Source organism: Mycobacterium sp. P4_H6 (assembly GCF_056400845.1).
Window position 1 is genome coordinate 12,158 of record NZ_JBFUKN010000062.1, and the last position, 23,977, is coordinate 36,134.

Consider the following 23,977-nt stretch of genomic DNA (forward strand, 5'->3'; position numbering starts at 1 on the left):
GGCCGGCGGGCTACCATTGGGCCATCGATCGGATTCCCGATCAAACTGGCCCTCGCCGAACCATATTGGAGTTGTGTTGACCGCTGTTCGTCGTGCCTGCCTGGCGATCGTCTTTGCTGTGCTGGCCGTGGCGGGCGGGGTCGTCGTGACGGTGCTACCGGGCTGCACCCAGGGCTGCCAGACGTTGACCGCTACGTCGCAGGACCTGCCGAAGCCCTCACCGATCGAGCCGCCCCGGATCACGATCAACCCGGCGCCGCGGGCCGAGGTGGAGCCGGTGGGCCGGGTATCGGTCACCGCGCAGACCGRCACGCTCGCGGGCGTCACGCTGGTCAACGACGCGGGCACGGAGATCCCCGGCGTCCTCACCGACAACGCCACCAGCTGGCAGCCCGCGGTACCGCTGGGCTACGGCCGCAAATACACCCTGACGGTGCACGGGCGCGGTCCCGGCGGCATGCCGACCCGAGAGAGTTCGTCGTTCACCACCGTGGACCCCAGCTATCAGGCCCGGGTCTACCTCAACAGCACCGCGTACGCCCCGCTGAAGGAGGGCGCCACCTACGGCGTCGGCATGGTGGTCGTCGCGCGCTTCGACCAGCCCATCACCGACAAGGCCAGTGCCGAACGCCGGATGCGGGTGACCACCGCACCCGAGACCGTCGGCGCCTGGAACTGGATCGACGACCAGACCGCGCACTGGCGCCCGGAGAAGTACTACGCACCCGGCACCAAGGTGACCGTCGACGCCGGCATCTACGGCACCCGACTCGGTGAGGACCTCTACGGCGCGCAGGACGAGAAGGTGTCGTTCACGATCGGCGACTCGCATGTGTCGATCGCCGACGACACCACCAAACAGGTCAGCGTTTATACGAACGGAAAGCTGGTCCGCACCATGCCGACGTCGATGGGCATGGGCGGCTCCGAGACCGTCGGCAACACCACGCTGAGCTTCTGGACGCCGCGCGGGGTCTACACCGTGATGGACAAGGCCAACCCGGTGGTGATGGATTCCTCCACCTACGGTCTGCCGGTCGGTTCACGCCTCGGCTACCGCAACACCATCCCGTTCGCCACCCGCATCAGCATGGACGGCATCTATCTGCATCAGCTCAACGCGACCGTCTGGGCGCAGGGCAACACCAACGTCAGCCACGGTTGCCTGAACCTCAGCGGCGAGAACGCGGAATGGTTCTACAACTTCTCGACGCCCGGTGACATCGTCGAGATCCGCAACACCGGCGGTGAGCCGTTGGACCCCGCCAACAACGGTGACTGGAGCGTGCCGTGGGCGCAGTGGCGCCAGGGCAGCGCACTCACGTAGCGCGTCAGCCCTCGGCCGCGGCGACCAGCGACCGGAGCTGAATCTCCGGGTTGTCCCGCTGGAAGCCCTGCAGCCGCCACGGCGTGGAGAACAGCACCAGCATCACGCCGTCGCTGCGGGTCAGCACCTCCGCGGACACCTGCTTGTTCATGAAGTCGGCGTCCTTGGGATCGACGATGCGCGCCACCTGGTAGGGCAGCGACTCCAGGGCGATCGGGGAGCCGATCTCGGCGGCCATCCGATGCTGGGCCACCTCGAACTGCATGGGCCCGACGGCCGCGAATACCGGGGCCTGCTCGCCGCGGCGGTCCGAGCGCAGCACCTGCACCACGCCCTCCTGGTCTAGCTGCTCGATGCCCTTGCGGAACTGCTTGTGCTTGCTGGGATCGGTACCGCGCGCCACCGAGAAGTACTCGGGGGAGAAGCTGGGGATCGGCGGATACTGCACGGGCACATCGCGATACAGCGTGTCCCCGGGGCGCAGCACCGCGGCGTTGGCCAGCCCGATCACGTCGCCGGGCCAGGCGTCGTCCAGGGTGGAACGCTGCTGGCCGAACACCGACTGGGCGTACTTGGTGACGAACGGCTTGCCGGTGCCGGCGTGGGTGAGCACATCGCCGCGCTCGAACGTTCCCGAGCACACCCGGGCGTAGGCGATGCGGTCGCGGTGCGAGGAATCCATGCCGGCCTGCACCTTGAACACGAACGCGCTGAACGGCGACTCGACCGGCCGCGGGTTCCCGTCCACGTCGACGATGGGTCCCGGTGAGGGCGCCAGCTCCACCAGCACGTCGAGCAGCTGGTTGACGCCGAAGTTGAGCGCCGCGGAGGTGAACAGCACCGGGGAGGACTCGCCGGTGCGGAAGGTGTCCGGATCGAAGTCGGAGCCATCCATGGACAGCAGCTCGGATTCCTCGACCGCGGTCTCCCAGTCGGTGCCGGCGGCCGCCAAAGCCTGGTCGGCGGGGATGTGCTCCTCGGGGGCAGCGGTGGCGCCGCCGGCGGTGCGGGTGAACCGGATGTAGTGCCCCTTGCGGCGGTCCATCACGCCCTTGAAGTCCCCGGCGATGCCGACCGGCCAGGTCAGGGGAGTGGTGCGCAGCCCGATGCGTTCGTGGATCTCGTCCATCAGTTCCAGGGCGTAGCGGCCCGGGCGGTCCCACTTGTTGATCACCGTGATGATCGGGATGCCGCGATGCTTACACACCTGGAACAGCTTCAGCGTCTGCGGCTCAAGGCCTTTCGCGGCGTCGATGAGCATGACCGCGGCGTCGACGGCGGTGAGCACCCGGTAGGTGYCCTCGGAGAAGTCGGCGTGGCCGGGGGTATCGAGCAGGTTGATGACGCAGTCGCGGTAGGGGAACTGCAGCGCGGTCGAGGTGATCGAGATACCGCGGGCCTTCTCCATCTCCATCCAGTCCGACACCGTGGAGCGCCGGCCCGCCTTGCCGTGGATGGCGCCGGCCTCGGTGATGACCCGCGCGTGCAGGGCCAGTGCCTCGGTCAGCGTCGATTTACCGGCGTCGGGGTGGCTGATCACGGCGAAGGTGCGGCGCCGGGCTGCCTCGGCGGTGACGCGGGCGGCGGACTTGGTGTCGGCGGTGGTCAGGGTGTTGTCGGTCATCTCGGTACCGATGATATTTCCCCAGGTGGGCAATCATTAAATCGCGTTGCTGCGTCGGGGATGATCGGAGCCGTGAACATCTGCGTCTTCCTGTCCGCCGCCGACCTCGATGCGCGCTACACCACTCCGGCCCGCGAGTTCGCCCGGGCGCTCGGGGAGGCCGGGCACACCCTGGTGTGGGGCGGGTCGAACAGCGGGCTGATGAAGGTCATCGCCGACGGCGTGCACGAGGCCGGTGGCCGCCTGGTCGGGATCTCCGTGGAGTTCCTGCGGGCCAAGGCCCGCCCGGACGCCGACGAGATGGTGTTCGCCGCCGACCTCGCCGACCGCAAGGCCCAGCTGCTGGCCCGCGCCCATGCGCTGGTGATCCTCGCCGGCGGACTCGGCACCCTGGATGAGGCCACCGAGATCCTGGAACTGCGTAAACACGGCCACCACACCAAGCCGGTGGTGCTGCTCAACACCGCCGGGTTCTACGACGGGCTGGTGATGCAGCTGCGCCGGATGGAGAGCGACGGCTTCCTGCCGATCCCGCTGGACGAGCTGATCTACGTCACCGATGACGGCGCCGACGTGCTCGCCCACCTCCAGCGAAGTTGATTCGGACAAGATCACCCCAAAGGCCTGGGCATTTGTCACGATGAGCCGATGAGGAAAAAGGGCTGGCTGATCTTTGCGGGTCTGCTTGCCGTGTTCCTCGTCGCTGCGGTGGCGGTGGCCCCGTGGGCCTACAAGACCTACGTCGAACGGCCTCCCGAACCGGCTCTGGTGCTGCCGGCCGACGCCCGTCCCGCGAGCACCGACATCGACGGAGCCTGGACGGTGCAGCCCGGCTCACTGGCCGGGTACCGCGTCCAGCAGCAGCTGCTCTGGTTGATGGTCGACGTCAACGGCCGCACCGATGCCGTCACCGGCGGCGCCGAGATCAGGGGTTCCCACCTGGTGTCCGCCACATTCACCGTCGACGTCGCCGCCATCGACTCCGGGCGGCCCGGTCGCGACGAGCGCTTCCGCGGCACCGACGCGATGGACACGGCAGCGTTCCCGACGGCCACGGTCAGCATGAACATGCCCGTCGACCTGGCCCCGGTGCCCGCGGACGGCAGCCCGGCGCACCTCGAGGTGTCCGTGCACCTGACGCTCAAGGACGTGACGCGGGTGGAGCGCGCCCAGCTCGACATCCAGCGCAACGGCGACCTGGTCGACGTCGCCGGGGCCATCCCGATCCGGTTCTTCGACTTCAATGTGGACCCGCCGAGGCCACCCGCGTCAATGTTGGAGGTGCAGCCGGTCGCCACCATCGAATTCCTGGTGCAGCTGGCCAAGGGCTGACTCAGCGTCGGAGCCGGGCCAGCACCCGGCCGAACAGCCCACCGGACTCTGCCGGCGGCTGCCGGCGCACATAGGGCCACGGCTCGTTGCGCTCCGGCACTGCTGTGGCCCGCACCTGCTTGAGCTGCATCCGCAGCTGCGCCCGCAGCTCATGCAGCGACGGGTCGTCCCAGCGGTTCACCGCCTCGGCGGGATCGCCGGTCAGGTCGTAGAGCTCCCACTGGTCGTCGAGCACATCGCTGCGATAGCGCTGAGCGCCGCGGCCGGTATAGGCCAACTGGCGTACCCCCGGCTCGGTCCAGGTACCCGGATCGTCAAAAGTGCGCACCACCTTCCACAGCCGGTCATCGGCGCGCGCCACCATGCCCTCGAAGTTGCCGGCCACCTGCACCGGCACCCGGATCCGCAGCGGCGCAGGAGGATTCACATCGCGGCCCAGCTGGCGCGCCAGCCCGGACGCCCCGGTATCGCCTTCGAGGACGTTGTCGCGGGTCAACAGGTACACCGCCCGGTCCTCATCGGCCGGGCCACCGTGCACCACGGGCATCAGGTCGTGGCCGGGCAGCGGGTGCACCTCGCTGAACTCGGCGGCCAGCGCCGCGGCGACCGCAGGGACGTCGACCCCGGCGGCGCCGAGCAGCGTCGGCACCAGATCCACGTGCGAGGTGGGTGCGGACACCGTGCGCGGTGACGTCGCCCCAGCGCCGATGCGGGCGATGACGAACGGCACCCGGGTGGCCTCGTCGTACAGGTTGAACCACTTCTGGTGCAGCCCGCCGTGCGCACCCAGCAGCTCACCGTGATCGGAGGTGCGCACCAGCACCGCGTCGGTGGAACCGTCGGTGACGGCGCGGCGCACCCGGTCCAGTGGGCCGTCGACTTCGGCGTGCAGCCGGTAGTACAGGTCGCGGTATTGCTGTGCCTTGCGCTTGTAGGTCCGGGCGACTGCCGCCGACGGCCCGTACCCGGAGTAGTAGGCGTCGCGGAACGCCGTCTGCGCGGCGGGCTTGCTGCGCAGATCCTCGGTCGCGGTGGGCGCGGGCGGCACGTGCGGGGGATCGAGGGGTGACGCCGCCAGTGGACTGCGCCGCGACCACGCCGGAAACAGCACGATGTCATGGGGATTGACGAAGCTGGCGACCAGCAGGAAGGGCTTCAGGGCCGCGGCGTCGCCGGCGCGGCGGCGGGCGTAGCGGTCTTCGAGCCAGGCCACAATGCGGTCGGCGAACAGCGGGTCGCGGCGAAAACCGCTGTTGGCCATGGCCGCTCCGTGCGGCTCGGGGCCCACCCAGCCGGAGAACCCGTAGGGCTTCAGCGGGTCGGCGTCGAGGTAGGCCTGCACGGCGGCCGGGTCGACGACACCGGTGTCGTCATTGGTGGCCAGGATCTTCCCGGTCGCCGGATCCTCCAGGTCGGCGTGYGAGATATGCCATTTGCCGTCGTAGTGGGTGTCGTATCCGGCTGCGCGGAACCAGTTTCCGAGGGTGGGCACCTCACCGCGGCGCAGCCAGCGCAACCGCGAATCGTCGTAGCGCTTGCCCAGACCGTCGGTCTGGGTGACCCCGTGCAGATCCGGGTAGTGCCCGGTGAACAGCGTCGGCCGGCTCGGTACGCAGGCAAGCGACCCGGTGTAGTGCCGGGTGAAGCTGACGCCGTGCTCGTCGAACCAGCGTCGCCCGCTCAGGGTTCGCTGCCGCCAGTCCAGCACCTCGGGCGACTCGTACGGCGGCACCGCGCGTTCCTCATCGGTCATCAGGATGACGATGTCGGGCTGAGTCATGACGTCATCCAACACCGAATTGTTGGGATCGGTAGCGAATGCGCCTCGCTGTACTTGTGCCATGACGACGCCACAGTGGCGGCGCACCCCGAAAGGAATACCGATGAACGTGATCCCCGCCCAGCTGCAGGACCTGACCAAGCGCGTCGAGAAGACCCCGGCCCTGATCATCGCCCTCTTCAGCGGGCTGACCGCGCTGTGGTCGGTGTACCGGCTGCTGTGGCTGGTCTACGCGGGCTTCGCCCTGTCCAGCTTCGGACTGTCCCCGGTCTCGCTGATCATCTCCTTCGTGGTGTGGGTCGCGGTCGCGGTGGCTGCCGGCCTGGCCGCCTACGCCTTCTGGACCCGCTACAGCGCCGCCGAGGAGCAGCCCGAGCAGTAAGGCCACGTCAGCACCGGCGGCGGGGAACTTCGGTTTCCCGCCGCCGGTCTTTTGGCACACTGGGCAGATGCCGACGCAGCCGCCCGAACCGCCGCGCGACCCGGCGACCCGGCGGATACCGCGGGCACCCAGGCCCGACCGGCGGGCAGGAGCGCAGCGACCGGGGGATCGGTCCAGCCCGACCCAGCGTCTGCCGCGACCCGAGCCGCCCACCCAGCGCCTCCCACGGCCCGAGCCGTCCACCCAGAAAATCCGGGTGCCCGACCCGGTGACCCAGCAGATCCGCAACGCCCCGCCACCACCGCCGCCGGCCCCGCCGCTGCGGCCACCCGGGATGCAGCCCCCGCCGCCCCCGGCCACGCGCAACAAGCAGAGCATCGCGCTGATCGCCGTCATCGTGGTGGCGGTCCTGGTCGGCGGGCTCGCCGCGGCGGAGCTCTACGCCCGGCACCGCGCCGGCACCGTGCTCTCCGGTATCACCGACTGTCTGGTCGAGGACACCGCCGACGTCTCCTACTCGGTGACGCCGCCGTTCCTGTGGCAGTACCTCACCGACCACTACTCCGACATCTCGGTGATCACCACCGGCGACCGGGTACAGGAAGCCAAGGGCATGACCGCCGATGTCACGCTCAGCGATATCGATCTGCAGCCCACCGCCGACGCGAAGGGCACCATCGGGTCGGTGACGGCCACGCTGGATTGGACCGCGGACGGTATCAAGCAGACCGTCGCGGAGAACCTGCCGGTCGTCGGCGACCTGGTCACCGGGGTGCGCACCGACGCGGCCGCGGGCACCCTGATCCTGGAGGCCACCGGCGGCACCACCATCACCGCGCGACCCGAGGTCAACGCGGGCAACCTGGACCTCAACGTCGTCGACGTCACCGGGCCGTTCGGCAAGGACGCCGTGCAGACCGCGCTCAACGAGTTGACCACCACGCTCAATGACAACTACCCGCTCGGCATCAAGGCCGACAGCGTCGCGGTGACGAGTACCGGTGTGACCGGGAAGTTCTCGTCCACGGACGCTGCGATCCCGACCGGTGAGAGCGACTCCTGCTTCGAGACCCTTTAGGCGATCAGCTTCAGCGGCAGGCTCTGGTGCCTGCGGATGATGTTGTTGACCGCCCACACCGGTTCACCGGTCACCTCGATGCGGTCGACGCGCGCCACCAGGGCCCGCAGGATGGCGACGGTCTCCAGCCGGGCCAAGCCCTGCCCGGCGCAGGCGTGCGCGCCGTTGCCGAAACCGATGTGCGCACCGGCATTACGACGGATATCGAAGGTCTCCGGGTCGTCCCAGGCCTGCTCGTCGCGGTTGGCCGAGGCGTAGAGCACCAACACCTTGGACCCGGCCGGGATCGCGCTGCCCGCGATCTCGGTGTCGCGGCGGACCTGCCGGGCGAACGCCCGCAGCGGCGACTCGTAGCGCACCACCTCGTTGACGGCGGCCGGGATCAGGTCCGGATCGTCCTTGAGCAGCTGCCACTGCTCGGGGTGAGTCCCGAACAGGTACAGCGCATTCGAGATGGCGCTGATGGTGGTGTCCAACGACGGGGCGATGTAGTCGACCATCAACGCGGGGCACTCGGCGTGGTCGAGTGCACCCTGATCGGCGGCGGTCAACAGTTCGTCGATGATGCTGCCGGCCAGCACGTCGCGGCGTCGGACTACGCGCCGCGCGAAACGCAACATCTCCCATGCCCGTGGAACCGCCTTGATCGCCTGCCAATTCAGCGGCCCGAGCACATCGAAGGTGGCCCCACCCCACTCGATGAGATGCTCGCGCTGATCGCGGGGCCAGCCCACCAGGTCGGGCACGATGGCCAGCGGCAGCGCGGTCGCCAGGTCGACGCCATCGATACTGCCCTGCGCGACGGCGGCCTCGACCACCGCGGCGGCCTGCTCGTCCACGGTGTCGCCGAGACTGCGCAACGCCCGCGGCATCATCCGGTGCGCGACCAGTTTGCGGCGCTCGGCGTGCTCATCACCGTCGCTGGCCAGCGTGGTGCCCTTGGACAACCTGTTGGCCAACATGTTCAGCGAGACCCCGTCACCCGAGATGAACTGCTGATCGTCGCGCAGGGTGGCCTTGCACTCGGCGTAGCGGGGCAGTGCGAAACACTTATGCCGGTTCAGCCACACCACCGGGCCGAGGTCGCGCAGCCGCCGGTAGTGCGGGTACGGGTCCAGGATGGCGCCGGTGCGGTAGATGTCGGCGCGGTAGGTGGCGGTCATGGGATCCTCCGGGCAACGGGTTGTGCGACCACGGTCTTGCGGCGCAGCCGACGCGCCGTCACGCGCGGGATGGCCAGCACGGCCGCCAGCGCGTGCCGGGCCCGGTCGCCGGTTCGGCCGCCCGCGGTCATGGCGCGCCCGACGATCAGCGCGAGGCGGATCATGTTCCGGGCGTGGGGTTTGCGTTCCCGCTCATAGCTGTTCAGTACTTTCGCGTTCAGTTCGCCGTTGATCACCCTGGCCAGCTTCCCGGCCAGGTTCATCGCATCGCGCAGGCCCGCGCCCATGCCCTGCCCGATGAACGGCGGGGTCAGGTGCGCGGCGTCGCCGAGCAGGAACACATTGTCGCGGCGCCAGCGGTCGGCGAGTTGGGCGCGGAAGGTGTACTCGGTGACCCGCACCAGCTCGAGCTCGGTGCCCTCGGGTACCCACGGCGCGATGAACGGGTGCAACGCATCCAGGCCGGCGTAGTCGGATGCCGACTCCTCGGTCAGCAGCTGGAATTCCCAGCGGTACCGGGTCGCACCGATCCGCATGTAGGTGGCGGCCCGGTGCGCGCTGCAGACCTGGTGCACGCCGTCCCACTGCTGCAGGTCCGCGCCGGTGTCGATATCGACGACCAGCCACCGCTGGTCGAACTTGAGGTCCTGCATGGCGGCGCCGATCCGCTTGCGCACCAAGCTGTTTGCGCCGTCGCAGCCCAGCACGTAGTCGCACGTGATCACCTCGCCGTCGGCGAGGGTGAGCCGGGCCGGTCTGCCGGGCGCCAGGTCGATCACCTCGACGCCGCCGCGCATCCGGATCTGCGGGTAATGGGTCAGGTTGTCCCGCAACAGTCTTTCCAGCTCGGGTTGGTCGAACATGTTGGCCTGCGGGAAGCCGTGGCGTCCGATGCGGCGCCGGAAGCGTGCCAGCACCCGGTGGTGTTCGTCGACCAGCTGCAGACCGAGCGCGGGCCGCGAGATCGCGGCGAACCTGTCGGCAATGCCGACGCGCGCCAGGATCTGGTAGACCTCATCGTCGAGGTGCACCGCGCGCGGCTGCGGGTAGACATCGGGCCAACGGTCGAGGACGAGTGTCTCGATGCCGCACTGCGCGAGCAGGGTGGCGACCGTCATCCCTGTCGGTCCGGCGCCGATGACGGCCACCGGCACGTGCGTCGTCATCAGTATCTGACTCGCATGCGTTGCACGCCGAGGTCGATGGTGCCGTCATCGGTTCCGATCGTGGCCTCGACGATATCGCCGTCGCTGAGGTAGTCGGTGTTGGAGGCCTGACGCTTGAAGAAGGCCTTCCATTTCACCGCGGGCGGTAGCAAGCTGCCGATGATCTCGATCGGCTTGGCCGGGGCACGCAGCGCGGTGCCGGCCGGGGTGCCGGTCAGGATGAGATCTCCGGCGGCCAGATCCTGGAACCGGGTCAGTGACTGCAGGGCCTGCAGCGGGCGGTACAGCATGTCACCCTCGACGACGGCATTCTGGCGCTGGGAACCGTTGACGGACAACGTGAGTCGCAGGTCGCCGAAGCGTTTGAGGTCGTCGCCGTCGACCAGCACGAGTTCGGGGCCGACGGGGGTGAAGCTGGGGTAGGACTTCGCCTCGTAGAACTGGGTCTGGGGTAGCTGGATGTCGCGTGCGGACACGTCATTGGTGATGACCAGCCCGGCGATCGCATCGGCCAGGTCGTTATCGGAGAGGTTGGTGCCGACCGGGATGTCGCGGCCGACCACCAGACCGATCTCGACCTCGTAGTCCAGGAACCGGACATGCCCGGGTTTGACGATATCGTCGAACGGACCGCTGATCGAGGCCGAGGATTTGCGGAAGAAGGTCAGCGGCACCGTCTTCGGGTCCATCCCGGAATCGCGGACGTGGGATTCGAAGTTGGTCATCTGCGCGACCACCCGGCACGGCGCGGTGACGGGGGAGACCAGATCGAGGGTGTCGATCGGGACGACATCTGCGGTGAGCGCGGCGTCGATGGCGGTACGGTCGGCGAGCAGTTCGGCGGTGGTGGTGGCCGAGGTGGCGATGCGGGCGGCGCCGTTCGCGGTCTTGACCCACCAGGCGTCAGCGGTGCGCAACACGGAAACTGTCATGAGGAAGCAACTTTCAGTAGGCCGGCCAGCCGCCGGATATCGAATTCGTTCTCGCCGCGCAGGGCGCTCAGCATGGATGCCGCCTCGTGGCGGACGGACTTCAGATCGGCGCCCAGGAAGTCGCGGGTGACCGGCGGGCCCCATTGCGACAGGCCGGTTGCGGTGAACTCGGCCCACCCGGGTTCCAGGGTGTTGTCGAACATGTCGCCGTCCGCGAAGTGTTCGACGAGGAAGCCGTCGGGATCACGCCAGTAGTCGAAGATCTGGCTGCCCTGGATGTGACGGCCGATGCCCCAGGACCGCGAATAGCCACGCTCGCTGAGGTATTCGCCGCCGGCGGCCAGCGCGTCGAGATCGCTGACCTGAAAGGCCGAGTGCACGTAACGGTTCGCCGGGCCCAGCGCCAGTGCCACGGTGTGGTGATCGGCCGGCGTGCTGCCGCGGTCGCAGCGGATGAAGCTCATGGCCGGTCCGCGGTCACGCTGGCCGGGGAAGTACAGGAAGTCGCTGACGATCATCCCGAAGGTGTTGAGGTACCAGTTCAGCGTCTGCAGGTAGGTGGTGGATTGCAGCACCACATGGCCCAACCGCTGGATGCGGGCCGGCACCCGGGGCGGGCGCTGGGTGGCGTTGGTGCGGACCGTCGAGCGGCCGGTGTTGTGCACCAGCGGCTGCTGCACCGGTGACTCGGGCAGCGGGTGCATTCCGGCGACCACCCGGACCGGGGTGCCGCTGGGATCGGCGAGGTCGACGGCCAGCCCGCCGATCGCCTCGGGCAGGGGCCGCGCGACGGTGCCGGTCTTGTCGGCCACTCGGAGCACGTCGACCTCGTCGACGGCCTGTAGCGCCAGTCCGACGAACCGGGTCCGGGAGCCGTGACGCAACAGCACACAGGGCGCGCCGGCGTCGGTGCCACGCAGATGCAACTCGGTGGGGGTGCGCAGCGCGGTCTGGAACCCGAAGGCCCGGGCGAAGGCCTCGGCCCGGGTCAGGTCGGGTTTTTCGAACTCCAGCCAGGCCAGGTCCTGGATCTTGATGATCGGGTTGCGTGCGCGGCCGGGGTGTTCGCCGTGTCGTGCCCCGTGCTCGCTGTGCAGGTCTTTGTGCACGTCAACAACCATGTGACCGCCTTTCCTGACGAAATCGTCACATGCGACGGGACGCTCAGTCAAGAGTTTCTGACGAATTCATCAGAAATGAGGCACACTGTGGTCATGCCCGAAGACGCGCCGAGCCGTACCGATCGCCGCAAGCAGCGCACCCGCGCCGCGCTGCTCGTCGCCGCGCAGTCGTTCATCGCCGCGGGCAAGCTCAATGCGCCGATCCTGGAGATCACCCAGGCCGCCGATGTCGGCATGGGCTCCTTCTACAACCACTTCGAGTCCCGCGAGCAGCTGTTCGAGGCCGCGGTGACCGAGGTGCTCGACCGGCACGGCGACATCCTGGACGCCTGCACCGCCGACCTCGACGATCCCGCCGAGATCTTCGCGGCCAGCTTCCGGATGACCGGCCGGATGTTCCGGGCCCGGCCGCAGGAGAGCAAGGTGCTGCTGGCCAACGGTATGACGCTGCTGCAGTCCGATCGTGGGCYGGCGCCGCGGGCCCTGCKCGATATCACTGCCGGGGTGGCGTCGGGCCGCTTCCGTGTCGAGGACCCCGAGCTGGCGCTGGCGGTGGCCGGCGGGGCACTGCTCGGTCTGGGTAATCTGCTTGCCGCGCAACCGGATCGCGATGACGCACACGCCGCCGATGTGGTGACCGCCGATGTGCTGCGATTGTTCGGCATGTCCGAGGCCGATGCGCGCGAGGTCTGCGCGCGGCCGCTGCCGGATCTCAGCGCGGCGCAACAGGCTGCCTCGTGAGGCGTGACCACACCGCGTTGCGTGTCCGCCAGACGATACTTCCATCGCTGTGGCCGGGCAGTGCATGGACGGTGAGCCAGTCCTGGCTTTGCAGGAATTCGGCCATCTCCGCGGCGTGACGGCCTTGGGTGGCGAAACGATCGCAGTTGACCCCGACCTTCAGATCGGGCCATCCCATGGCGATGACCGTTTCCTCGAAGCCGTCGGTGATCCTGATCTGGGAGTGCGTCGGACGCAGTCCGGCGTCGGACAACAGGAGGCGGACGCGGGTTTCCTCCGGTGACGCTGCGCCGGAATCGATTTCCAGGATGGCCGGGACGGCATTCCGGATACCACGCGCTCCCGGGTAGCGATCAGCCAGCCGCCAGATGTCGTCCTTGGTGATGCCCGTGGCGGCGGTCAACGGATCCAGGATCGCGACGGCCGCATCGCGTTCCAGATACCGGGCCAGGTCCAGTGCGGTGCGGGCCGGGCTGGTGACCGGGAGATTCTCTCGGACGCTGATCTCATCGACCGCGATGCGCTCGTTTCGGACGATCAGACCGGGTGGGTGTTTGCTCTTGAGCGCGATCAGTTCGATGAGATCGGCGGTGACGGCGCCCGGTGTGAGATACAAACCGGCGGCAGCGCGGCCCGCGACGACTCCGGTCCGCCCGCACCACAGCCAGGCGGCGTGGGCGCGGACTTCCAGGTCGAGTTCGGTGCCCTTGAGGACGTAGATGTTCGGCAGGATCCTGGTGTATTGCGAGCGCAGGATTCCCGGGGTCACGGCTCTGTGTGCGATGGCCTCGCTGCCCACGAACGGCGTCATGGAGTCATGGTGTTCGGGGGGACTGACAGGTTATGGCCCTAGGAGCGAGATCGACGTGAGGGTTGTGGATAACCGGACTCTGCCGTGATTCACAACCGTGTGTTCGATCTCGCTCCTAGGGACTTCGGCGGGGTCCTGCCGCCGGGCCGCGCCGACAGTGAACACTTTTCCGAATCTGCCTAGTACGCCGGTGCCGTCGTGTTACACACGACGAAAGGGACGCCGGCCAAGGGAGTGCATCGTGTTCGATCTACTGATCACCGGCGGGACCGTCGTCGACGGCACCGGGGCCGACCGGTTCACCGCCGACGTCGGTATCAAGGACGGCAAGATCGTCGAGGTCCGCCGGCGCGGGACCGGCGACCCGACCCTGCAGGCCGAGGCCGCCGAAACCATCGATGCCACCGGCAAGATCGTCGCGCCCGGCTTCGTGGACATCCACACCCACTACGACGGCCAGGTCAGCTGGGACGACCTGCTGGAGCCGTCCAGCAACCACGGTGTCACCACCATCGTCGCAGGCAACTGCGGAGTCGGCTTCGCGCCGGTGCGGCCCGGCCAGGAACAGTGGCTCATCGAACTGATGGAGGGCGTCGAGGACATCCCGGGCACCGCGCTCACCGAGGGCATCACCTGGGGCTGGGAGACCTACGCCGAGTACCTCGATGTCATCGGCCGCCGCGAACTCGCCGTCGACATGGGCAGCCAGATCGCGCACGGCACCGTCCGCGCGTACTCCATGGGGGAGCGTGGCGCCCGCAACGAAGCGGCCACCCCCGACGACATCGCCGCGATGAGCCGGATCGTGCAGGAGGCCATCGAGGCCGGGGCCCTGGGCTTCTCGTCCTCGCGCACACTGGCCCACCGCGCCATGGACGGCGAACCCGTGCCCGGAACCTTCGCCGCCGAGGACGAACTGTTCGCGCTCGGCCGGGCCACTGCGGCCGGCGGCGGTGCGGTGTTCGAACTTGCCCCGCAAGGCGCCGCCGGTGAGGACATCGTCGCGCCCCGAAAGGAATTGGAGTGGATGCGCCGCCTCGGCGAGGAGATCGACTGCGCGCTGAGCTTCGCCCTCATCCAGGTCGACGCCGACCCCAACCTGTGGCGCGAACAACTCGACCTGTCCGCGGCCGCCCACCAGGCGGGCAGCCGGCTCTACCCGCAGGTCGCCGCGCGACCGTTCGGCATGCTGCTCGGCTTCCCGGGCCACCACGCCTTCACCCACCGGCCCACCTACCGCAAGCTCAAGGCCGCGCTGAGCCGCGAGGAGCTGGCCGCCAAGCTCGCCGAACCCGCTGTGCGGGCGGCGATCCTGTCCGAAGAGGACCTGCCTGTCGACCCGAACGTGCTCTTCGACGGCATGTTCGCGCTGGCGCAGTACTCGGGTGACCGGCTCTACTCGCTGGGCAACCCGCCCGACTACGAACCCACCGCCGAGCGCACGGTGTCCGCGATCGCCAAGGCCCGCGGTGAGGACGTGCTGACCACGATGTACGACCTCATGCTGGAGGCCGATGCCGCCACCATGCTGATGCTGCCGATGTTCAACTACGCAGAGGGCAATCACGACGCCATCCGTGAGATGCTGACCCACCCCGCCGGGGTGCTCGGCCTGTCCGACGGCGGCGCGCACTGCAGCATGATCTGCGACGCCTCCTACCCGACGTTCCTGCTCACGCACTGGGCGCGCGACCGGCACCGCGGCGATAAGCTGCCGCTGGAGTACGTGATCCGCAAGCAGTCCCATGACACCGCGCAACTGTTCGGGCTGACCGACCGCGGGGTGATCGCGATCGGAAAGAAGGCTGATGTCAACGTGATCGACCTCGATGCGCTGACCCTGCACGCCCCGCGGATGGCCTATGACCTGCCCGCCGGCGGGCACCGCCTGGTGCAGGGCGCCTCCGGCTACACCGCCACCGTCGTCAACGGGGTCATCACCCGCCGCGACGGGGTGGACACCGGTGCCCGGCCGGGACGACTGGTCCGCGGGAGCCGCTGATGCGCGGTCTCGCGATCCCGTTGGCGGCCTTGGCGGTTGCCGCCGCACCGGTGGCGGGCGCCGATGTGCTCAGCCCGCTGCACCCGCTGGTCGACGCCGCCGCGCAGCGCCTGCTCACCGCCGAACCCGTGGCGGCCAGCAAGTACCTGACCGGCGGGCAGATCCAGGACCCGCAGCGTGAAGCGCAGGTCCTGGACACCGTGGCAACCGCGGCGCAGGCGCAGGGTGCCGACCCGGCGTACGTCCGCGAGGTGTTCCGCGACCAGATCGACGCGACGGTGTCGTTGCAGTACAGCCTGTTCGGCGACTGGAAGGTCGACCCGGCCGCCGCGCCGGACACCGCACCCGACCTCGCGTCGACGCGCACCACGATCGACGGCCTCAACCAGACCATGGTCAGCGAGATCGCGCACCAGTGGCCGGCACTACAGTCCCCGAGTTGCCGCGCCGAGGTGGGTGCCAGCATCAACGAGGTGGTGGCCAACCGGGGCCTGGATCCGCTGTACCGGCGGGCGCTGGAATACGCCACCCACGACTACTGCGGCTAGTTACAGCACGTCCTTGATGGCGTTCTTGAGCGCCTCGGCCTCGGTGCCGAACACCGCCTGCACATTGCTGCCCACCTCGATCACCCCGGCCGCACCGAGGCTCTTCAGCCGGGCCTGATCGACCTTGGCCGGATCGGCAACCTCCATCCGCAGCCGGGTGATGCAGGCATCCACATTGACCAGGTTGTCCCGGCCGCCGAACGCCGCGATGACCTGCTCGGCCTTGGTGTCGGCGCGCACCGGCGCATCGACGGTGGCCACCGCCGTGGCGGAAACACCGACCTCACCGAGATTCGCGGCCTCCTCGGCCTCGAACTCCTCCTCGGGCTCGCGGCCCGGGGTGCGCATGTTCCACCGGGTGATCGCGAACCGGAACAGCAGGTAGTAGATGACGGCGAACGCCACGCCCATCCCGATGAGCAGCGGGATGTTCTTGGCCGCCGGCGCGGTGCCGTACAGCAGCAGATCGATCAGCCCCGCGGAGAACGAGAAGCCCAGGTGGATGTCCAGCAGGTAGGCGATCGCCAGCGACAGCCCGGTCAGCACCGCGTGGATCACGTACAGCGGGAACGCCACGAACATGAACGCGAACTCCAACGGCTCGGTCACGCCGGTGAGGAACGCCGTCAGCGCCGCCGCGGACAGAATGCCGACGGCGACCTTACGCTGCTTCTTGTTGGCCACGTGGATCATCGCCAGCGCCGCGGCCGGCAGACCGAACATCAGGATCGGATAGAACCCGGCGGTGAGATGCCCGCCGGTGGGATCGCCCGCGGCGAACCGGGTCAGCTCACCGGTCACGACGCCCTCGGGGGTGTCGTAGTCGCCGTAGAGGAACCAGATGTAGGAGTTCGGGATGTGATGCAGGCCCACCGGAATCAGCATGCGGTTGGCGAACCCGTAGACGAACGCACCCAGCGCGCCGGCGCCGCCGATGAACTGGCCCAGGCTGGTCAGCCCGGCGTCGAAGATCGGATAGAAGTAGCTCATCGCGAACGAGACGAACAGGCTGGTCAGCGAGACCACGATGGGGACGAACCGGCGGCCGCCGAAAAAGCCGAGATAGGAAGGCAGTTCGATGGTGTGGTACTTGTCGAACAGCCACGCGGTCAGCAGGCCGATGACGATGCCACCGAAGACGCTGTAGTTGATCTGCGCCTGCTCGCCGGCCTTGTCGAGCACTCCGTCGAGCACGAACGGCGACATGGTCTCGAAGACCTTGTCCATCACCAGGTAGCCGACGACGGCGGCCAGCGCGGTGGAGCCGTCGGCCTTCTTCGCGAAACCGATCGCCACACCGACGGCGAACAGCAGCGCGAGGTTGTCGAACAGCGCGCCGCCGGCGGCGCTCATCGCCTGGAAGAACGGCCCGATGACGGGCGCCTCGATGCGGCCCAGCAGGTCCGGTTGGCCCAGTCTCAGCAGGATGCCGGCCGCCGGTAGCACCGCGATCGGCAGCATGAGGCTCTTGCCGAGCCGCTGTAACTGCGCGAATCCCGGAATTCGGCGACTGCTTTGAGGTTTCGTCGACCCACCCATGCGGGGAGCTTAAACGAGAAGCGGCGAAGCCAAGACCATGTTCGGCGACGCTCGTAGTGTTGGGACCATGACGACGACAGTGATCGCCCCGGTGGCCGGGCGCGCGGTGGCCCTCGGCGATGTCCCCGACCCGGTGTTCGCCCAGGGCATGGTGGGTTACGGTGCCGCGATCGACCCGCCGCGCGAAGTCATCACCGCCGTCGCGCCGGTCAGCGGCCGACTGCTCAAGCTGATGCCGCACGCCTTCGTCGTGCTGACCCCCGACAATGTCGGCGTGCTGGTGCACCTCGGACTGGACACCGTCGCGCTCGACGGCGAGGGCTTCACCACGCACCTGCAGCAGGGGGAGCAGGTCAGCGCCGGACAGCCGGTGATCACCTTCGACGTCCCGGCCATCGTCGCCAAGGGGCTCGATCCGATCGTGCCGGTGGTGGTGATGGACGAACGTGAACCCGCCAACATCTCGGTGACCGCGGCGCTCGACGCGCCCATCGCGTCCGGCGACGAGCTGTTCGTGGCGAGTCGCTGATGGAGGTCATCATCCTTGCGGGCCCGCCCGAGATCGGCACCGTGGCCGCCGACGCGATCACTGCGCTACTGCACCGCAAGCCCGACGCGGTGCTCGGCCTGGCCACCGGGTCGTCCCCACTGGCGATCTACGACGAACTCGTGACCCGTTGTGCGGCAGGGCAGATCTCGTTCAGCCAGGTCCGCGGCTTCACCCTCGACGAATACGTCGGCCTGCCGGCCGAGCATCCCGAGCGCTACCGCAACGTCATCGACAATGTGTTCGTGTCCCGGGTGGATTTCGCGCCCGGCGCGGTGCAGGGCCCCGACGGCCTGGCAGCCGACATCCCGGCCGCCTGCACCGCCTACGAGGAGTCCATCCGGGCGGCCGGCGGCATCGACCTGCAGATCCTCGGGATCGGCACCGACGGGCACATCGGTTTCAACGAACCCGGCTCGTCGCTGGCCTCGCGCACCCGCATCAAAACCCTGACCGCGCAGACCCGTTCGGACAACGCCCGCTTCTTCGACGACGATATCGACGCGGTGCCCACCCACTGCCTGACCCAGGGGCTGGCCACCATCCTCGATGCCCGCCATGTCGTGCTGGTGGCCACCGGCCGGCAGAAGGCCGAGGCGGTGCACCACCTCGTCGAGGGTGCGGTGAGCGCGATGTGGCCGGGATCGGTGCTGCAACATCATCCGCACGTGACGGTGCTGCTCGACGACGCCGCGGCCCGGCGGCTGCAGCTGGCCGACTACTACCGCGAGACGCACCGCTCCAAACCCGACTGGCAGGGCATCTGAGTGCTGCTGGCCGCCGATACCCTGCTGACGGGCGCGGATCTGTTGCGGCCCGGCTGGATTGACGTCGCCGACGGCACGATCCGCGCCGTCGGTGCCGGGGCGCCCCCGGGCCGCGCGGATCATGAGCTGGGCATCGTGGTGCCCGGGTTCGTCGACACCCACCTGCACGGCGGCGGTGGCGCGAACTTCTCCGCCGCCTCGGCGCAGGAGACCGCGACCGCGGCCGCGTTGCACCGCAGGCACGGCACCACCACGCTGATCGCCTCGCTGGTGACCGCCGCGCCCGACGAATTGCTCCAGCAGGTCCACAGTTTGGCCGCCGACGTCCGGTCCGGGGTGCTGGCCGGTATCCATCTGGAAGGCCCGTGGCTGTCGGTGCACCGGTGCGGGGCGCACCAGCCCGCCCTCATGCGTGACCCGGATCTCGCCGAGATCGACCGGGTGCTCGCCGCCGCCGACGGCGCCGTGACGATGGTGACGCTGGCCCCCGAACGCGACGGCGCGCTCGCGGCCATCGCCCAACTCACCGCCGCCGGGGTGGTGGCCGCGGTCGGGCACACCGAAGCCAGCTATGCGCAGGCCCGGTCGGCCATCGACGCGGGCGCCACCGTCGGTACCCACCTGTTCAATGCGATGCGCCCGATCGACCGTCGCGAACCGGGCCCGGTTGTCGCGCTGCTGGAGGACCCCCGGGTGACCGTCGAGCTGATCACCGACGGCGTGCACATCGACCCGGCAATCTACCGGTTCGTCACCCAAAGCGTTGGCACTCAGCGGGTCTCGCTGATCACCGACGCCATGGCCGCCACCGGTATGTCGGACGGGCGCTACGAACTGGGCCCGCTCGGGGTGGACGTCGTCGACGGGGTGGCCCGGGTGGCAGGCACCGACACCATCGCCGGCAGCACCGCCACCATGGACCGGGTGTTCCGGTTCGCCGTGAAGCACAGCGGGCTGGACCGCGATGCGGCACTGCGGCAGGCGGTCGCCCAATCCTCGATCAACCCGGCCCGGTCCCTCGGGCTCCCGGCGAACGAGCTGACGGCCGGGGCCACCGCAGACCTGGTGGCCCTCGATGAGGAACTCGCCGTCACCGGTGTGCTGCACCGGGGGTCGTGGGTCTAGCCCTCACTCACCACGCGGGGCAGGTGCCACCGAGTGCGCATGGCAGCACCGCGTCCATCCAGCCGTGGTTGTTCTGCATCGTGGCGAGCAGCCAGGCTCCGAGCGCGACGACCGAGACGGCGCCCGCGGCGAACAGCACGACGACCAACACCAGCAGCGCGATGCCGGCGGCCGAGCCGCTCGCCATCAGCCGCACGGCGCGCACCACCACGTCGATGATCCGCACCATGAACATCAACACCATGGGGTCACTGTATTACCGGGCACGGTGAAAGCAAGCCGCCATTGATGAATGGCACGGTGATCGGCAATTCTGGCTAATCGCCTAGGCGGCATAGTTATGCGGCACACTCCGTACCATTCTTCAATTTCAGCAAACTCTTGTATTGGGTGGGCGGCGAGTCCTCAAGCGAAGTCAGGGGTTTCAGCCAGCGAGTTTGCATCGAATTCATTGAAATGGCACACAATCCGGCAATAAAGACGACATGATCGCGAAGTCGATAATCGAATAGCACACGTTCTCGAGAAGCGGACGGGCCGAGCCATGGCAATGGATTACGCAAAGTACATCGGTCGTATCGGAGTGCTGGCAGTGGCGCTCGGTATCGGATATGGCATCAGCCCGGCCACGGCTTCGGCGGACCCGGATTCCACCGGCGCCGAGTCATCGAGTCCCGCCGAGTCCGCCCCAGCACCGGAGAACCAGGCACCCGAACCGAGACCGGCTACGCGGCCCAGTGCCAAGCAGGCTCCCAAGACCGCGACGGTCCGCCCCCGCACCGTCCGCGGCACCGGCTGCGCGACCTGCCGCGGCCGCGACGAACCGACGGCGCTGACCCCGCGGGCCACGATCGAGGCCCCGGCCGACGCCGAACCCGTCATCCGCAGCGTCGAGCCGACACCGAAAGACCCCGAACCCGCGGCCCCGCCGGTCGCTGCCCCCGCGGCGGTCAGCAGCGCTGAACCGCAACCCGTTCCGGAGGTCGCGCAGCCGCCCGAGATTGCGGCACCGACCACCACGGAGGAAGTGGCCATCGCGCCATCGGCCGATGGCATCCCCGATCTGCCCGACGAGATCCCGGCGGCCTGGGCGCTGCTGGCCTGGACCCGCAAGCAGTCCGAGGAGACCTTCGCGCTCGCGGCGGCGCTCCCCGATGGCGCGCCCTCCGCGTCACCGACCCAGCAGACCCCGGACCAGACCACCGGGGCGGTCACCGGCGCCATCAACGGGACGGACCCCGAGTCGATCCCGTTGATCTACACCGTGTCCGGCGTGACCCCGGCCAAGGGCACCGTGGTGGTGAACAGGGCCACCGGCGCCTACACCTACACCCCGACGGCGGCGGCCCGACTGGCCGCCGGCGTCACGGCGGGCCCGGATGTCGACAGCTTCTCGGTCGCGGTCAGCGACGGCGTGAACGTCACCACCGTGACCGTCACGGTTCCGGTGCTGCCATCGGCGCTCTCGGCACCCACCACCAAGGGTGTGGGCGCGTATCCGACCAGCGTCGTGGTCTCGCACACCAAGATCTATGTCAGCAACTCCGGCAGCAACACGGTCTCGGTGATCGACCGGGCCACCGGCGCGTCGAGCACCATCAAGGTGGTCAGCGAGCCGAAAGCGTTGGCGCTCAGCCCCGACGGCACCCGCCTCTACGTCGGTGGCAGCAATGCGGTCTCGGTGATCAACACCGCCACCAACACCGTGCTGCACAAGGTCGCCACCAACGGCGGCCAGATCTACGGCATCGAGATCTCGGCCAACGGACAGCGCGCCTACGTCACCAACAGCGGGAAGAACACCGTGTCGGTCATCGACACGAGCGCCACCCCCAAGGTGATCGCCACCGTGGCCGTCGGCTCCCAGCCGCGCGGCATCGTCGTCGCGGGCAACCGGCTCTACGTGGCCAACTGGGGCAGCGGCAGCGTCTCGGTGATCGACACCACCACCAACACGGCCGTCCGCGCCCCGATTGCGTTGGGCGCCAACCCCTCCGATATCGCGGTGTCTGCGGACGGCAGCCGGGTGTACGTCACCAACTACGGCAGCGGCACCGTCTCGGTGCTCAACCCGGCCGCGGCCGCCCCGCTCGTCGGCACCATCACCGTCGGCGCTCAGCCGATGGGTGTGGCGCTCGGCCCCGACGGCAGCGTGCTGTACGTGGCCAACGGCCGCGACACCATCTCGGTGATCGACACCGCCACCCGCACCGTCATCAGCACCGTCGCCGGCGATCCGGCACCGGAGTCCGGATCACACCGCCTCGCGCTGAGCCCCGACGGCCGCCAGATCTTCCTCACCGATATGGCCGACAACGCGCTGCGCACCCTGACCGTCGTGCGCGGCAACACCGCACCCACCGCGGGCACCCCGACCGTGGGGACACCGAATGCGCAGACCGGCGCCGTCAGCGGCAACCTCAACTTCACCGACGCGGACGGTGACCCGCTGACCTACACCGTTCTCACCCCGCCGGCCAACGGCACCCTGAGCATCAACTCCGCAGGCACGTATACCTTTACCCCCACCCAGGCGGCCCGGAACGCTGCCGCGCGGGCCGCGAGCACCGTGACATTCAGCGTGCGCGCCGGTGACGGGACGGCCACCGGCACCGTGACGGTCACCGTGCCGATCACGCCGGGCCAGACCACGGTGCCCGGCGACAGCACCTCGCTGCTGCAGTCCATGTTCGACGCGCTGCGCCCCGGCGACACCCTGACCCTGGCACCGCAGACCTACCAGCATTCCGGGGTGCTGACCATCCGGGTTCCCGGCGTCACCATCATCGGCAACGGCGCCACCCTCTACGCCACCAACGACAACACCTCCTCGGTGCAGATCCTCGCCGACAACGTCACCCTGAAAGACATCACCCTCGGGGCCGCCTTGACCGGCCCGCGCTACTACGCCCCTCAGCACCACAAGCTGGTCATCATGGCCGACCACGTCACGGTGACCAACGTGGTCATCAACGGCTCGGCCGGAGCCGGGATATACGTCGACGGCTCAGGCTATTTCGAGCTCAACGACGTCCGCGTCATCCGGTCCCGCGCCGACGGCATCCACATGACCAACGGCTCCCACGACGGCGTGGTCAACAACCCGTACACCGAATGGACCGGCGACGACGGCGTCGCGGTGGTGTCCTACCTCCCCGACGCCGCGATCAGCCGRAACATCACCATCAACAACCCCACCGTCAACGGAACCGTCTGGGGCCGAGGCATTTCCGTGGTCGGTGGGCAGAACATCACCTACAACAACATCACCGTGTCCAACACCGACTCGGCGGGCATCTACGTCGCCTCCGAATGGAGTTACAACACCCACGGTGTCAACGGCGTGCGGATCAACGGCGGCACCGTCACGAACGCCAACACCAACCCGGCGACCGTGCACGGCGCGATCCTGCTCTACGCCGGCAACGCCGGCACCCGCCTCGACGATGTGACGATCACCAATCTGACCGTGCGCAACACCCCGGTGAGCGCGGGCCGGATCTTCGGGATGATCACCGAGAACGGGGGCACGTTCAGCAACATCGTGTTCAGCAACCTGACGCTGCAGCAAGCCGGCCCGCTGGCCGCCTGGTATGCGAACGTGCCGGCATCCTCCTATCGATTGATCTCGATCCTGCTGAACGGGGCACCGGTCAACGGCCTGTGACCGCTTGGAGCATGATGGGTCCATGCCCGACGAACCCGAACTGAATGTGCTCGGCGGACCACTGGAACCGTGCGGCACCGATCCGGTGACCGGCTTCTACCGCGACGGCTGCTGCTCGACGGGCCCCGAAGACGCGGGCCTGCACACCATCTGCGCGGTGGTCACCGCCGAATTCCTGGAACACCAGCGCTCCATCGGCAACGATCTGAGCACACCGATGCCGCAGTACCGGTTCCCCGGCCTGACACCGGGGGACCGCTGGTGCGTCACCGCGGTCAACTGGCTGCGCGCCTACCACGACGGCTGCGCGGCACCGGTGGTGATG

Annotated in this window: 22 protein-coding genes; 13 read left to right on the top strand and 9 right to left on the bottom strand. The window is 68.7% G+C overall.

Features of this window, described 5'->3' with window-relative positions:
• Nucleotides 1-73: 73 nt before the first annotated feature.
• Complete coding sequence (locus AC1DTF_RS22470) at nt 74-1,327, top strand: L,D-transpeptidase (protein ID WP_477475676.1); 1,254 nt, start codon at nt 74-76, stop codon at nt 1,325-1,327.
• A 4-nt stretch (nt 1,328-1,331) separates the two neighbouring features.
• Here AC1DTF_RS22470 and AC1DTF_RS22475 read toward each other — a convergent pair whose 3' ends face one another.
• Nucleotides 1,332-2,951, bottom strand: coding sequence for a peptide chain release factor 3 (locus AC1DTF_RS22475; protein WP_477475677.1), 1,620 nt, complete (start codon nt 2,949-2,951; stop codon nt 1,332-1,334).
• A 72-nt stretch (nt 2,952-3,023) separates the two neighbouring features.
• On the opposite strand from AC1DTF_RS22475, the gene AC1DTF_RS22480 reads away from it, so the two are divergent.
• The gene (locus AC1DTF_RS22480; protein WP_477475678.1) at nt 3,024-3,551 is read left to right on the top strand and encodes an LOG family protein; all 528 of its coding nucleotides are present in this window, start codon (nt 3,024-3,026) and stop codon (nt 3,549-3,551) included.
• A gap of 48 nt (nt 3,552-3,599) precedes the next feature.
• Entirely contained in the window at nt 3,600-4,283 is a 684-nt protein-coding gene (locus tag AC1DTF_RS22485) for a YceI family protein (protein ID WP_477475679.1), read from the top strand.
• 1 nt (nt 4,284) lies between these two features.
• On the opposite strand, the gene AC1DTF_RS22490 is transcribed toward AC1DTF_RS22485, so the two are convergent.
• Entirely contained in the window at nt 4,285-6,063 is a 1,779-nt protein-coding gene (locus AC1DTF_RS22490; protein ID WP_477475680.1) for a sulfatase-like hydrolase/transferase, read from the bottom strand.
• Between the two features lie 61 nt (nt 6,064-6,124).
• On the opposite strand from AC1DTF_RS22490, the gene AC1DTF_RS22495 reads away from it, so the two are divergent.
• Nucleotides 6,125-6,445 carry a hypothetical protein gene (locus AC1DTF_RS22495; protein ID WP_235571119.1) on the top strand — a complete coding sequence of 107 codons (321 nt, stop codon included), beginning with the start codon at nt 6,125-6,127 and terminating at the stop codon, nt 6,443-6,445.
• Between the two features lie 67 nt (nt 6,446-6,512).
• Nucleotides 6,513-7,523 (top strand): LmeA family phospholipid-binding protein, encoded by a 1,011-nt coding sequence (locus AC1DTF_RS22500; protein ID WP_477475681.1) that lies wholly within the window; start codon nt 6,513-6,515, stop codon nt 7,521-7,523.
• On the opposite strand, the gene AC1DTF_RS22505 is transcribed toward AC1DTF_RS22500, so the two are convergent.
• Genes AC1DTF_RS22505 through AC1DTF_RS22520 form a run of 4 tightly spaced genes read right to left on the bottom strand, consistent with a single transcriptional unit; the run spans nt 7,520 to nt 11,905 of the window.
• Nucleotides 7,520-8,686, bottom strand: coding sequence for a cytochrome P450 (locus tag AC1DTF_RS22505; protein WP_477475682.1), 1,167 nt, complete (start codon nt 8,684-8,686; stop codon nt 7,520-7,522). The two genes, AC1DTF_RS22500 and AC1DTF_RS22505, sit on opposite strands and share 4 nt — an antisense overlap.
• A complete protein-coding gene (locus AC1DTF_RS22510) occupies nt 8,683-9,852 on the bottom strand; it encodes a bifunctional 3-(3-hydroxy-phenyl)propionate/3-hydroxycinnamic acid hydroxylase (protein ID WP_477475683.1) in 1,170 nt (389 codons plus the stop codon). Before AC1DTF_RS22510 ends, AC1DTF_RS22505 begins: the two co-directional genes overlap by 4 nt.
• Nucleotides 9,852-10,784 (bottom strand): fumarylacetoacetate hydrolase family protein, encoded by a 933-nt coding sequence (locus AC1DTF_RS22515; protein ID WP_477475684.1) that lies wholly within the window; start codon nt 10,782-10,784, stop codon nt 9,852-9,854. The genes AC1DTF_RS22510 and AC1DTF_RS22515 overlap by 1 nt, the downstream gene beginning before the upstream one ends.
• Nucleotides 10,781-11,905: a VOC family protein gene (locus tag AC1DTF_RS22520; RefSeq protein ID WP_477475685.1), complete on the bottom strand. Its 1,125-nt coding sequence runs from the start codon at nt 11,903-11,905 to the stop codon at nt 10,781-10,783. Before AC1DTF_RS22520 ends, AC1DTF_RS22515 begins: the two co-directional genes overlap by 4 nt.
• Nucleotides 11,906-11,998: 93 nt before the next feature.
• Here AC1DTF_RS22520 and AC1DTF_RS22525 point away from each other — a divergent pair, with 93 nt between their 5' ends.
• Nucleotides 11,999-12,646 carry a TetR/AcrR family transcriptional regulator gene (locus AC1DTF_RS22525; protein ID WP_477475686.1) on the top strand — a complete coding sequence of 216 codons (648 nt, stop codon included), beginning with the start codon at nt 11,999-12,001 and terminating at the stop codon, nt 12,644-12,646.
• Here AC1DTF_RS22525 and AC1DTF_RS22530 read toward each other — a convergent pair.
• A complete protein-coding gene (locus AC1DTF_RS22530) occupies nt 12,618-13,457 on the bottom strand; it encodes a hypothetical protein (protein WP_477475687.1) in 840 nt (279 codons plus the stop codon). The two genes, AC1DTF_RS22525 and AC1DTF_RS22530, sit on opposite strands and share 29 nt — an antisense overlap.
• A 241-nt stretch (nt 13,458-13,698) precedes the next feature.
• Here AC1DTF_RS22530 and AC1DTF_RS22535 point away from each other — a divergent pair, with 241 nt between their 5' ends.
• Together AC1DTF_RS22535 and AC1DTF_RS22540 are read left to right on the top strand one after the other, a co-directional pair.
• Complete coding sequence (locus tag AC1DTF_RS22535; RefSeq protein WP_477475688.1) at nt 13,699-15,459, top strand: N-acyl-D-amino-acid deacylase family protein; 1,761 nt, start codon at nt 13,699-13,701, stop codon at nt 15,457-15,459.
• On the top strand, nt 15,459-16,007 hold the full coding sequence (locus AC1DTF_RS22540; protein WP_057167451.1) for a chorismate mutase: 549 nt from the start codon (nt 15,459-15,461) through the stop codon (nt 16,005-16,007). The genes AC1DTF_RS22535 and AC1DTF_RS22540 overlap by 1 nt, the downstream gene beginning before the upstream one ends.
• Here the strand turns inward: AC1DTF_RS22540 and AC1DTF_RS22545 are convergent, their stop codons facing one another.
• Complete coding sequence (locus tag AC1DTF_RS22545; protein ID WP_477475689.1) at nt 16,008-17,546, bottom strand: PTS transporter subunit EIIC; 1,539 nt, start codon at nt 17,544-17,546, stop codon at nt 16,008-16,010.
• Nucleotides 17,547-17,613: 67 nt separating this feature from the next.
• On the opposite strand from AC1DTF_RS22545, the gene AC1DTF_RS22550 reads away from it, so the two are divergent.
• The 3 genes from AC1DTF_RS22550 to nagA are packed head-to-tail and all read left to right on the top strand — an operon-like array spanning nt 17,614 to nt 19,985.
• Nucleotides 17,614-18,075 carry a PTS sugar transporter subunit IIA gene (locus tag AC1DTF_RS22550; RefSeq protein WP_477475690.1) on the top strand — a complete coding sequence of 154 codons (462 nt, stop codon included), beginning with the start codon at nt 17,614-17,616 and terminating at the stop codon, nt 18,073-18,075.
• A complete protein-coding gene (nagB, locus tag AC1DTF_RS22555; protein WP_477475691.1) occupies nt 18,075-18,860 on the top strand; it encodes a glucosamine-6-phosphate deaminase in 786 nt (261 codons plus the stop codon). Before AC1DTF_RS22550 ends, nagB begins: the two co-directional genes overlap by 1 nt.
• Complete coding sequence (gene nagA / locus AC1DTF_RS22560; RefSeq protein WP_477475692.1) at nt 18,861-19,985, top strand: N-acetylglucosamine-6-phosphate deacetylase; 1,125 nt, start codon at nt 18,861-18,863, stop codon at nt 19,983-19,985.
• Between the two features lie 7 nt (nt 19,986-19,992).
• Here the strand turns inward: nagA and AC1DTF_RS22565 are convergent, their stop codons facing one another.
• A complete protein-coding gene (locus AC1DTF_RS22565; RefSeq protein WP_057167446.1) occupies nt 19,993-20,229 on the bottom strand; it encodes a hypothetical protein in 237 nt (78 codons plus the stop codon).
• A 300-nt stretch (nt 20,230-20,529) separates the two neighbouring features.
• Here AC1DTF_RS22565 and AC1DTF_RS22570 point away from each other — a divergent pair, with 300 nt between their 5' ends.
• The gene (locus AC1DTF_RS22570) at nt 20,530-23,652 is read left to right on the top strand and encodes an Ig-like domain-containing protein (RefSeq protein WP_477475693.1); all 3,123 of its coding nucleotides are present in this window, start codon (nt 20,530-20,532) and stop codon (nt 23,650-23,652) included.
• A 22-nt stretch (nt 23,653-23,674) separates the two neighbouring features.
• The coding region (locus AC1DTF_RS22575; RefSeq protein ID WP_477475694.1) for a DUF2237 family protein at nt 23,675-23,977 on the top strand (303 nt) is incomplete at its 3' end.

What these genes read in the sequence shown, in the direction of transcription:
- AC1DTF_RS22495 (WP_235571119.1), top strand. Translation starts at nt 6,125, where the DNA reads ATGACGACGCCACAGTGGCGGCGCACCCCGAAAGGAATACCGATGAAC.
- nagB (WP_477475691.1), top strand. Translation starts at nt 18,075, where the DNA reads ATGGAGGTCATCATCCTTGCGGGCCCGCCCGAGATCGGCACCGTGGCC.
- AC1DTF_RS22520 (WP_477475685.1), bottom strand. Translation starts at nt 11,905, where the DNA reads ATGGTTGTTGACGTGCACAAAGACCTGCACAGCGAGCACGGGGCACGA.
- AC1DTF_RS22515 (WP_477475684.1), bottom strand. Translation starts at nt 10,784, where the DNA reads ATGACAGTTTCCGTGTTGCGCACCGCTGACGCCTGGTGGGTCAAGACC.
- AC1DTF_RS22540 (WP_057167451.1), top strand. Translation starts at nt 15,459, where the DNA reads ATGCGCGGTCTCGCGATCCCGTTGGCGGCCTTGGCGGTTGCCGCCGCA.
- AC1DTF_RS22545 (WP_477475689.1), bottom strand. Translation starts at nt 17,546, where the DNA reads ATGGGTGGGTCGACGAAACCTCAAAGCAGTCGCCGAATTCCGGGATTC.
- AC1DTF_RS22485 (WP_477475679.1), top strand. Translation starts at nt 3,600, where the DNA reads ATGAGGAAAAAGGGCTGGCTGATCTTTGCGGGTCTGCTTGCCGTGTTC.
- AC1DTF_RS22500 (WP_477475681.1), top strand. Translation starts at nt 6,513, where the DNA reads ATGCCGACGCAGCCGCCCGAACCGCCGCGCGACCCGGCGACCCGGCGG.
- AC1DTF_RS22550 (WP_477475690.1), top strand. Translation starts at nt 17,614, where the DNA reads ATGACGACGACAGTGATCGCCCCGGTGGCCGGGCGCGCGGTGGCCCTC.
- AC1DTF_RS22530 (WP_477475687.1), bottom strand. Translation starts at nt 13,457, where the DNA reads ATGACGCCGTTCGTGGGCAGCGAGGCCATCGCACACAGAGCCGTGACC.
- AC1DTF_RS22565 (WP_057167446.1), bottom strand. Translation starts at nt 20,229, where the DNA reads ATGGTGTTGATGTTCATGGTGCGGATCATCGACGTGGTGGTGCGCGCC.
- AC1DTF_RS22505 (WP_477475682.1), bottom strand. Translation starts at nt 8,686, where the DNA reads ATGACCGCCACCTACCGCGCCGACATCTACCGCACCGGCGCCATCCTG.
- AC1DTF_RS22510 (WP_477475683.1), bottom strand. Translation starts at nt 9,852, where the DNA reads ATGACGACGCACGTGCCGGTGGCCGTCATCGGCGCCGGACCGACAGGG.